The organism is Reella acinonychis (genome assembly GCF_052828705.1).
This window is the reverse complement of the sequence record NZ_CM128256.1, coordinates 423487-435574: the sequence shown is the minus strand read 5'-3', so window position 1 is coordinate 435574 and position 12088 is coordinate 423487. Positions and strand designations below refer to the sequence as shown.

Genomic DNA, 12088 nt, shown 5'->3' with positions numbered 1-12088 from the left:
TAAATTACCATTGGTAACCTACTGTTGCCGCAGCACCCACGTCGCCTTGGGTGTTGGAGTTAAGCATCACTTTCACACCAATTTTACCGTTGTCTGATAAGCGAGAGTAACCTACTGCAAAGCCAGACTGACCTTTATAGGTACCCACACCTGCTGCAACCATTGATTTACCTGGTAATGTTGCGTGATATAGGTTCGCGCCAGCCATTGCACTTGCGATACCTGCACGTAAGCCTTTATCAACACCTTTTAATTGACTCACATTTACCGCATCAGTTGGAGCTTTACCCGGTGCAACATTAGTGATACGCGTACCACCAGCGTTAATGCCTTTGTTATTGATAGTAACAGGACCAGCTTTTAAGCTACCATTTGGACCTAAATCAACATCGTTAGATAAAGCATAAGTGATATTATTTCCATCTTGTTTCACTCTTAAATTTTTACCAGATTTGTAAGTGACGGTTTCACCAGCCTTGATAAGCTTCGTTGCTTTACCTGTTTGATCATTGAAGTCTGTATCATCACGACCAATAGTTGCTTTCCAGCCAGCATTGTTAATTGCATTTGCTACATCAGAAGCTGTCGCAATCGCTTTAGATGGTTTACCATTTTGATCGACTGGCACAACAACTTTACCTGTTTCTTGTTGCGGACCATTTGGCTTAGTTGGATCAACGGGTTGTTTTTCCATTTCTAAATCGACCAAATCAACATCAAAGGTAACATCACTTGATAGACCGTCTGGCTTAGTCGTTACTTTCGCAATAGTACTTTGTCCATTGATAAAGTTTACAGTGTCATAAGGTTTAACGAAATCTTTAGCGTCACCGTTATTTTTCAAGTTCCAGCCCGTGTTGAGTACATCTCCAACAGTTGCAGCATTGTTTACTTTATCTTCAACACCAGTAGGTAAATCTTGTGATTTAGTTACAGGTTTCTTATTGTCAGGGTTTAACGCATTTTGGTTGTAAGTATCAGGTAAGTTACTTGCAACGCCTGTTATAGTAACAGGTGAAATGTTTCCATCTTTAACGTCACCGCCTAAATTTAAGGTATTTGGTGCAGAGGATGTGATATTGACACCATTTTGGTTATTTGGATCCTTACCATCATTCAAATTTACACCTTTAAATTCAGGTTTTTCTGCAATTTTAACAATTAACTCACCGTCTTTACTATCAACACGAACATTTTTCGCAGAAGCATCTGCATCATTAGCCAATGAACCTTTTACTGCTACGGTATCATTTAGTTTTTTCTTGATGATATCACCTTTATTGCCTTCAAACTTCAAGCCATCATTTAGGGTTGCAAGTTGTTCTGGATTACCAACAGGGTTACCATTTTTATCCACTGGCTGATATTGGATACGCACCAATTTATCATCAGGTTTTGTACCATCAAGCGTTGCAGGACCTTCCACAACATTGATGTTCGCCGCAGGTGTGCCAGGTTGATCCGGTTTTGCAGGATCTGCTTTTGGTCCACCAACGGTTAAGGTATTAGTGTTTACGTTAGTGAAAGTGACATCATCTTTGGTTGCATAAGTGAATTTAACTTCTTTAGTTGCAGGATCAACATCTTGCTTAATTTTCAAGTTTTTACCTGCTTGATAGGTAACTTTGTCGCCAGGGTTAATCACTTCAACTTTTTTACCTGCTTCATCTGTAAAATCGTTGTCATCACGACCAATAGTCGCTTGCCAACCAGATTTGCTGATTGCATCGGCAACATTTTGTACTGTTGCAACTTTATTCAAGCCAGCTTCATCAGCTGCTTTTTTCGCATCCTCTAATGCATTTTTCAAATCTAGATTATCAGGGGCAGCTTTTAATGCATTTTCTGCATTGGTAATTGCGTCACCTAATTTCTTCGCTTCTTCAGAGGTTACTGGACCAGACACTGCACCAGTTGCTTCATTAACGTTAATATCACCTTTATCAATATGGAAAGTCACATTGCTTGATTTACCATCATCAGCAGTGGTTACGTTTGCAATAGTGCTGGTACCATTGACGAAGTTCACAGTATCATAGGCTTTCACAAAGTCACGCACATTGTTGTTTTCTTTCAAGTTCCAACCAACATTGAGGATATCACCCACTGTAGCAGCGTTATTGACTTTATTTTCAACACCTACTGGTAAATTTTGAGATTTTGTAACTGGTTGATTGGTGTTATTAATCGCATCTGTGTTGTAAGTATTGGGCAAGTTACCTGCTACACCAGTGATAGTCACAGGTGATGCTTTACCATCTGTCACATCACCACCTAAATTTAAGGTATTTGGTGCTGTTGAAGTCATATTCACACCATTCGGGTTATTATCTCCATTGATATTAACTGACTTGAATTGAACATCATCTTTAGTTGCATAAGTGAATTTAACTTCTTTAGTTGCAGAATCAACATCTTGCTTAATTTTCAAGTTTTTACCTGCTTGATAGGTAACTTTGTCGCCAGGGTTAATCACTTCAACTTTTTTACCTGCTTCATCTGTAAAATCGTTGTCATCACGACCAATAGTCGCTTTCCAACCAGATTTATTGATAGCTTCTACCACTTGATTTGTTGTGGCATATTTATTATCCGCAGGCTGATTCGTTGTTGATGTAGTTCCTTCATCTTCATTAACGCTTACATTACCAGTTAAATCACCTTTAAGTGAATCAACATCTACATTTACTTTAATTGTGCTGACTTTACCATCAGTATTTTCAATAACAACTTTGCTATTTGTACCGTCAACAAAATTTAATGTGTCGTATGCTTTAACAAAATCTTTCTCCTTGCCATTATTTTGCAAGTTAAAGCCCGCATTTAATACATCATTAACAGTTGCCGCATTTTTCTTATCACCCTCTGTAAGATTAGTTGGAGCTGCTTGTTTCTTAGTTGCATCATCCGTAGGCGTCAAGTTATCTTTTATATTAGTTAACGTAACAGGCGCATTGTTATCTCCAGCGAAATTCACTGTGTTTGGAGCACTTGAAGTGATATTCACGCCATTAGGATTGTTTTGTGGATCTGTACCATCATTTAAATTAATGCCTTTAAATTGCGGTTTTTCAGCAATTTTAACTACTAATGCATTATTAGCAGCGTCTGCTTCTACATAAACGTTTTTATCAGAAACATCTGCACCATTGTTACCACCTTTGATGGTCAATTTAGTCCCTAAATCACGGTGAACAGTCACACCGTTGTTATTACCTGTGAAATCTAAACCTTCAGCCACTAATTTCTCAGCAACCTTTTGCACATCACCAGCTTTCGCTAATGAATCTGGATTATCAGTAGTAAATGTTGGTGCTGTATCATCTTGTGCTGTTGAGGTCACTGTAATCGGGCTTGTATTTGCGGTTAGTTTATCACCTTCAACTTTGATTGTTGTACCATCAACTTTTACATCGACTTTAATATCATTTTCACCTGTTTTTGCATTTTTTGTTACGGTTACATCGGTGGCAATTCCATCAATAAAGTTTACTGTATCGTAAGGTTTAACGAAATCAACATTTTTGTTGTCACCTTTTAAGTTCCAGCCTGCATTTAACACATCATTTACTGTCGCAGCATTTTTCTTATCACCCTCTGTAAGGGTAGTCGGTGCTGCTTGATTTGGTGTTGTATTGTCTGTTTTTGGTAAATTATCTTTTAAGTTAGTTAACGTAACAGGTGTATTGTTATCTCCAGCGAAATTCACTGTATTTGGAGCACTTGAAGTGATATTCACGCCATTTGGATTGGTCGCGTTAGTTCCATCATTTAAGTTAATGCCTTTAAATTGCGGTTTTTCAGCAATTTTAACTACTAATGCATTATTAGCAGCGTCTGCTTGTACATAAACGTTTTTATCAGAAACATCTGCACCATTGTTACCACCTTTGATGGTCAATTTAGTCCCTAAATCACGGTGAACAGTCACACCGTTGTTATTACCTGTGAAATCTAAACCTTCAGCCACTAATTTCTCAGCAACATTTTGCACATCACCAGCTTTCGCTAATGAATCAGGATTAGTAGTCGTAAATGTTGGTTTATTACCATCTTGTGTTGTTGAAGTTACGGTAATTGGGCTAGTGTTTGCTTTTATCACATCGCCATCTTTCTTAATGGTTGTGCCATCTACATTTACTGAGGTAGGTGTTGCAGGGGTGATATTAGCAGTAATGGTAATTTCGCCATTTTTCTGTGAAATATCAATGTTTTTACCTGCGATAAATTTCACAGTCTCACCCGGTGCAATGTGTTCCACACCATTATCTGCTGTTACATCACTATCATTTGTACCAATAGTTTTACCGATATCTAAGTTCCAGCCAGCTTTATTCAGGGCTAAGTAAAGTTGTGAACCATTGATTGCATCAGTTGAAGTTGCAGAAATTTTACCTGCTGCAACATTTTTAATTTGGCGTTCTTTACCTACGTCACCAACAGAAACAGTTAAACCAGAGTTCGTAGCAACGCCATCTTTACCCGCAAAACCTTGATAAGTAACACCATTTACTGTTGCACTATTTTCAGAAGTACCTGCTGCGGAAACTGAATTACTACCTAATGACACTGCATCTTTGTGAGTTACTACTGCATTATCACCAATTGCAGTTGAGCTTACTGCTTCAGCTCGTGCTTGGTTACCCATTGCAATTGAATTTGCTTCTTTAGCAACCGTAGTGTTACCCACTGCAATAGCATTGTCTGCTGCTTTAGTTTCACTATTATCACCAGCTATCGCTTTATTACCAATTACGACTGTGCTATTTGCGTTGCTTGATTTAGAAAGTGCTTGTGTACCAATAACAATAGCATTCTCACCACCAGCAAGCGTTGCTGTTTGACGTGAGATGATTTTATCAAATCCTTCATTTGTATCAGCTACATCACCTAAACCATTACCAATTGCAATAGAACCTTTACCTTTTGCCGTTGAAATAACACCAAGTGCAATACTTCCTTTACCTGTTGCTGATGAAGCTGCACCAATGGCTTGAGCATAATCACCCGCACCAGCTGCTTGGCGACCTAAAGCCATACTGTTAGCCCCTACCGCTGCAGCAGCCATACCAACCGCAGTACCTGAACCTCTTGCTGTAGTAAAAGCACCTACAGCAACCCCTAAATCTGCAGTTGCAACACTACCGATAGCCACAGCAGAACTTTTAGCTCTTGCTTCATTACCTAGAGCAATAGCAGTACCATAACCGTGATGTTGAACATTACCACCTAAGCCATTATATATAGGAACTGAAGATGCAGAAGTTTTCACTGCTTGGCTTAAGTAACCATTACTGTCAATCTGTACATTAGTCACAGCAGTATCAATTTTGCTATTTAAGGCTGGATCTAATGTTCTTTTTGAAATTTTATCGGAATAGAACTGCTCATTACCTGGTGTTTTATAGCTAACAACATCAGCAGCGGTTGGTACTATTGTTTTCGCTTCAGAACCGATCGCAATACTAGGTCCGACATTCATAATACTATATCCACCTACTTTAGAAGAGTCCTTTCTAGCAGTGGCTGATGAACTTTCTACCGTAGCATTTGTACCAATAATAATTGCACCATAAGATGCAAGTGCTGAATTTTCAATATTAGATTTGAATGAAGCACCTTTACCAATTAAAATCGCAGTACGCTCTGAAGGAGATAGATTCTGATCAGTCGATACGGGGGTAGAAATATAAACCTCATTTGGACGTTCAATAGCTGAAACATCACCCCCTACCTGTAAAGGACCTTTAGCAGCGTTTCCTGAATATACTTTATTTGTATTGCTATCATATTCAATTGGTTTAGCAGTTAAAGAAGTGGTTGCCGTTCCAACGGTACCACCAGTTACTGCTAAAGCATCAACAACTACTAAACTTGCCACGGCAGCTATAACGGCTTTTGTACTTGATTTAGTTTTCCCTTTAGCTGATTGTAATTCTGAAACAGCAACCCACGTTTGTGTTGCGTGATTCCAAATAACTTTAAAAATATTGTTCATAAATTACCTTATTGGATTGTCAAAATAGTTATGCAATATTATCTGTTGCAGTACAAACCCACAATAAAAATTACATATCTTTACAAAATTAGTGTGTTTTATTTTTTATGCAGTCGCTCATCTTATTACGATAATATTCGTGCGTTTTTGCTTGGTGACTGTATTCCCTACGTTCATCCCCAAAAAACAAACCAGCTTACTTTTCGCAAACTGATCTGACGTTGTAACTGATTAAAAATTAGCTGGCTACTAAGTTTGTACAAACTTACTTAAGTTTCAATGATTTTCCCTTAAAAAATAAAAAACTTACAATATTTTTATTAAGATAGACAACAAAACTGAGGTAAATTTCACAGCGCTTTTTTGGATTGGGGGAATTGCGAACGAGCAGATTGAGAACCCGTAGGGACGCGACGCTCGCGTCCTGTGATTTTGAATGCACTTTGAATGTTGTTTATGGACACCAGTACGGTGTTCCTACTTAAATAAGTCATAACAAGAAAAGTGCGGTAAATTTCACCGCAGTTTTTCTTTATTTACAGAACAAAAAAGGCTTAACCCTTCAGGTTAAGCCTTTTCATTAAGCTAGATTAAATTACCATTGGTAACCTAGACCCACAGAACCACCAATATCACCTTGGCTGTTGGTGTTACCTTGGATTTTCAGCAATAATTTGCCGTTATCGCTTGCGCGTGAGTAACCAACCGCAAGAGCTGCTTGTCCTTTGAAAGTACCCGCAGAGGCTGCTACCATTGATTTACCTGGTAAGTAAACTTGTGGTAAGCCTGCAGCTGCGTTCGCACCTGCGACACCAGCACGATAGCCTTTGTGTACGTTTTTCATTTCGCCTTTTAATTGGCTTACGTTCACTGCGTCAGTTGGTGCTTTACCTGGTGCAACGTTAGTGATTCGTTTACCACCTGAGTTGATACCATTGTTGTTAATGGTTACACCGCCTGCTTTAATGCTACCGCTTGGACCAAGATCAATGTCTTTTGCCAATTTCACATTTAATGCGCCAGTATTTGGATCAGAAGTTACACCAATGTTACCTTCGGTTAATTGACCTTTCGCACCACCTTTCACACTTAATAGTGAATTTAATGGGCGTTTCACTTCTTTACCATCATCACCAGTAAAGCGTAAACCATCGTTTAAGGTTGCTACTTGTTCTGGCTCGCCTTTCGGTGTACCGTTTTTATCAACTGGTTGATAAACGATACGTGGTTTTTTCTCTGTACCGTCACGACCATCACGACCTTTTGCATTCGCTAAATCAGAAGGACCTTCGCCTACGCTGATTTTCGCAGAAGCGCCGTCTTTACCGTCTTTACCTTTCGAACCAGTTAAGCCAATAGAACCATCTTTACCGTTGATTGCTACTGCTGAACCATCTTTACCGTTGACACCAATGAAACCATCTTTACCTGGTTTGCCTGGTTGACCATTTTGACCTGGCTCACCTTTCTCACCAAGGGTAACTTGATCTTCTAACGCATAAGTAAACTTAGTCGTGGTTGCATCAGGCTGTTCTTGTTTCACTTTCAAGTTTTTACCTGCTTGGAACACAACTTTATCACCCGCGTTGATTAGCTCATCAGTTTTACCTGCTTCGTTTTCAAAGTCTTTGGCATCTTTACCAATTGTTGCTTTGAAACCTGCGCTATTAACCATGTTCATCACGTTAGTTGCACCAACGAAACCATTCGTGCTGCTATCTGGTGCTAATTTAATTCTACCAGTTGGAGCAGGTTGTTCACCAATGTTAACGTTGTCTTCTAACACTAAGTTACCTGCGCCAGAAAGTTTTAATTTCACGTCATAAACGCCTGTTGTTGCGTTGTTTTCGCCTTTAACCTCAATACCAGCAGAGCCGATAAAGTTCACTTTCTGTGCATTCTTAACCGCACTTTCGTAATTGTTATCAGGCGTTGCAACCACCCACCCCATATTACGTAAGTCGCCAGCAGTAACAACATTGCTGTCTGGTACGTTTGGATTGTTTAAGTTAATTAAACCTTCCGCCGCTTTCGTTGGTGCATCATCCTTAGTATAAGGTTTCAAACCACTTGTAATATTGTTGATTTGAACTGGCACTGGCTCGTTTTTATCAGCTGGATCTCGACCTGCGAAAGTCACTGTATTTGGTGCTTTCGGGTTAGTCACAATAGTCACTGGGTTAGTCGGCGCAACTGGATTATCAGGATCTGCCGTATTAATTGTTAAGCTGTTAAACTCTGGATTTTCAGCAATTTTAACGATTAATTTATCGCCATCGCTGTCCACACGAACGTTGCTCGCAGAAGCTGGTGCATCATTCGCTAATTTACCTTCAACGTTTAACGTCTCATTCAATTTCTTAATGATCGTTTCACCTTGGTTACCTGCAAACTTCAATCCATCATTTAAAGTTGCTACTTTCTCTTCAACTGGATTACCGTTTTCATCTACTGCTGGTTTACCTGTTTCTGGATCAACTGGAACATAAACGATACGTGGTTTGCTTTCAGCGTCTTTGCCTGCCGCATCTTTACCATCAACACCTGCAGGACCTGCGCCAACTTTCATTGTTGCACTTACGCCATCTTTGCCATCTGCACCTTTTGGACCTGTCAAGCCGATAGAACCGTCTTTACCGTTGATTGCAACTGCGGCACCGTCTTTACCTGTTACCGTAATAGAACCATCTTTACCATCTTTACCTGGTGTGCCTGGTTGACCATTTTCACCTGGTTTCGCTGGTTCGCTTGCTTCACCAAGGGTAACTGTATCGTCTAACGCATAAGTAAACTTAGTCGTGGTTGCATCAGGCTGTTCTTGTTTCACTTTCAAGTTTTTACCTGCTTGGAAGATCACTTTATCCGCTGGATTGATTAACGCGTCATCCTTGCCATCTTGGTTTGCAAAGTCAGTAGTGTCAGTGCCAATTGTCGCTGTCCAGCCAGATTCGTTAATTGCATTTGAAACTGTATCTGTAGTTGCTAATTTGCCTTTATCAGCATCAGCAACAGTTGTTTTACCACCAGCAACAGTTACATTACCTTTCGCCGCGTTAGTGATAGCATCACCATCAACATGGATTTTTACAGTTGGGTTGCCGTCCGCGTCAACCGTTGTTTCAGCGACAGTGTTCGTACCATTAGCGAAAGTAACCGTTGCACCCGTTTTCACTAATTTAGTTGTTGGCTTGCCAGCATCATCTGTAGTAGTAATGTTCCAACCTGCGTTGTTAATCGCATTCATCACATCGCCAGTGGTTGCCAATTTATTACCATCAGCATTATTACCATTTGTATCGCCCAGTTTTACTGTGCCATTTGCATTGTTAGTGATATTGCCTGCAAGATTGTTATTTAATGTTGTTGGATCAATATCAATTTTTACAATACTGGTTACACCATCTGTATTTGTGATATTGACTTTAGTTCCGACACCATCTGTGAAGTTAACGATATCATAAGGTTTCACGAAGTCTTTATTCGTACCATTTGCTTGTAAATTCCAACCTGAATTAATAATATCTTTCACCGTTGCCACATTGTTAAACGCATTGGTGATGTTAACAGTTAATTCTTGTTTATCCTTGGTAACAGGTTGGTTTGCTGTATTTGCTTCATCTTGGTTCCAAGTATCTGGCAAGTTGCTCGCCACATTACTGATCGTACCGTCGTTGTTGATAGTGATATCACCCACTTGCACTGAATCGAAAGTTACATCATCAGCCGTTGCATAAGTAAAGTTCTGACCATTTTGTTTAATAGTCAAGTTTTTACCTGCTTTGAATACAACAAATTCACTTGGTCTCACTAACTCATTAGTTTTGTTATGACCAATTTCTGCATATGAACCACCATCAAGATCTGAAGTCACTCTCCAACCTGAGTTGTTTACCGCATTTGCCAACGTAGTAATGTTGACTAATTTCTTGCCGTCATCCGATGTTTTTGGTTCTACTAAACCATTATCATTAGGAGCGGTCTTTTTATCTTTTACCTCACCTGTTTTAACAGCTACGTCTAATTTATAACCATTGTCAATTTGAGTAACGTTGATGTCATCACCAGCTTTCAATAAGAACGTTTCGCCATTGGCGATTTTCTTGTCGCCTGCTTGATCTGTAAACGTACCTGTACCTTCTGTATCACCACCTAAGAAGAAACCGGTTTTATTTAAACCTGATACTAAAGTTGATACATTAACTAAGTTATCGCCTTGGTTATCACCTTGCGGATTAGCAGCATCAACTGGCGCTGGTGAGAAAGTATTAGTTGTTGTGTTTAGATCGAAAGTACCAGTTTTTGGTAAATCCACATCAAAAGTAATTTTAGTTACACTGTTTTCTTCTGTAGATACATTCGCTGTAGTATTTTTACCATTTACAAATTGAACGCTTTCGCCTGGTGTAACCACACCTTTAGTTGTGCCAGCGTTATCTTTAACATTGAAACCTTTGTTAATGTAAGTATTCAATGCAGTCAATGCATCGCCAACATTTGTAACTGGCGCGCCATTGATTTGCGTACCACTGTTGCCAGCAGTCGCAGGTGTATCTATACCAGTGTATAAATTATAGGTTGGTGCAGTTAAGTTACCATCAGCACTCACTGTTGAACCACCACCTAAGTGATTTGCTGTACTGTTCGCCACATTACCCAATGCTTTTTGGGTTAAATAAAGTTGTGAACCGTTGATTGCGTCAGTTGAATCAGAAGAAATCTTACCAGCAGCCACATTGATAATTTGGCGTTCTTCGCCCGCTTTACCCACGCTCACCACACCTTTTTCAGGTGCACCTTGACCCGCAAAGTTGCCGTAAGTGATACCACCTACAGTCGCACTGCTTTCAGTAGTTGCAGCACGGTCTGTTGAGTTGTTACCTAAAACCACGCTATTTGCTTGGGTAGCAACAACATTGTTACCCATCACCATTGTGCGTTCAACTGGCACATTATTGGTACTACCTACTGCATAAGAGAAGCCACCCGCTACATTTGAGCCTTCACCCAACGCACCCGCTTGAGCACCATCAACAATGGTTGAACGGCCAATTGCAATCGCTCTAAAACCACTCACTTTTGATGTTTGACCAATTGCAACCCCTGTAACCGCACTGGCTTCTGTTCTAGCTTTTAAACCCAATGCAACGGAAGCTGGCGCATACGCTTTAGCATCTGTAGCAAGTGCAATTGAAACAGGTCCAGCAGAAGTTGTGTTATAACCGAAAGCCGTACTTTGACCACCTTCAGCTACTGCATAAGGACCAAACGCAACGTCGTAACCTTTTTTAGCATGAGAGTTAAGACCAAATGCCATACCATAAGATGCGCCCTCATACGCTTTCGCATTGGTTCCCATTGCGATAGCATGTTGACCGCCACCAAACGTATTAGCACCAATCGCAATTGCACCATTACCATTAGGTTGATAATTGCTATCTGCGTTTGATTGATATACAGTTTGAGCGCCTGTACCAATCGCAATAGATGTGATACCTAACGCTTTTGCACCTGTACCAATTGCCAAGTTACCTGAACCACTTTCATCAGAGTTGTCATTTGCTTGAGCGTCTTTACCGATAATGATGTAACGACCATTATCTACATCCATATTCATTAATACATTTGCATCTGTTGTCGCAGGACCAACCTCATGAAGCGTTTCCGCCGTTGCTACGCCATTAATCCCCATAGCTGCTAAAGCAACTGCCACTTTAGACACTGTTGATTTTGTTTTGCCTTTTGCTGATTGAAGTTCAGAAACTGCCACCCAACTTTGTGTTGCGTGATTCCAAATCACTCGGAAAATTTTGTTCATAAAATTACCCTTTTATGTTGTTAAAAAAATTATGCCTATTTTATAGGTAACACCACTACCATTCAATGTACATTACATTTCTTTACAAATAACGAAAAATTACACATTTGACTAGCAGTCCAGCCAGAAAATATTTCCATAAAAAATAGAACAGCTTATTTCACTAATAAACTGACCTCGTAGTTTAATTGATTAAAAATAGACTGGCTACAAAAAATCACAAAAAATCCCCAAAATTTTCAATTAACTTTTACGTTAGGAAAGAATAACTTACA

Annotated in this window: 2 protein-coding genes; both read right to left on the bottom strand. The window is 39.7% G+C overall.

From position 1 onward, the window contains the following. Positions 1–4: 4 nt before the first annotated feature. Positions 5–5998, bottom strand: coding sequence for an ESPR-type extended signal peptide-containing protein (locus ACUXZ4_RS02150; RefSeq protein ID WP_464973418.1), 5994 nt, complete (start codon positions 5996–5998; stop codon positions 5–7). Positions 5999–6593: 595 nt separating this feature from the next. Beyond that, positions 6594–11813, bottom strand: coding sequence for a YadA-like family protein (locus ACUXZ4_RS02145; protein WP_464973417.1), 5220 nt, complete (start codon positions 11811–11813; stop codon positions 6594–6596). Between the last annotated feature and the right edge of the window lie 275 nt (positions 11814–12088).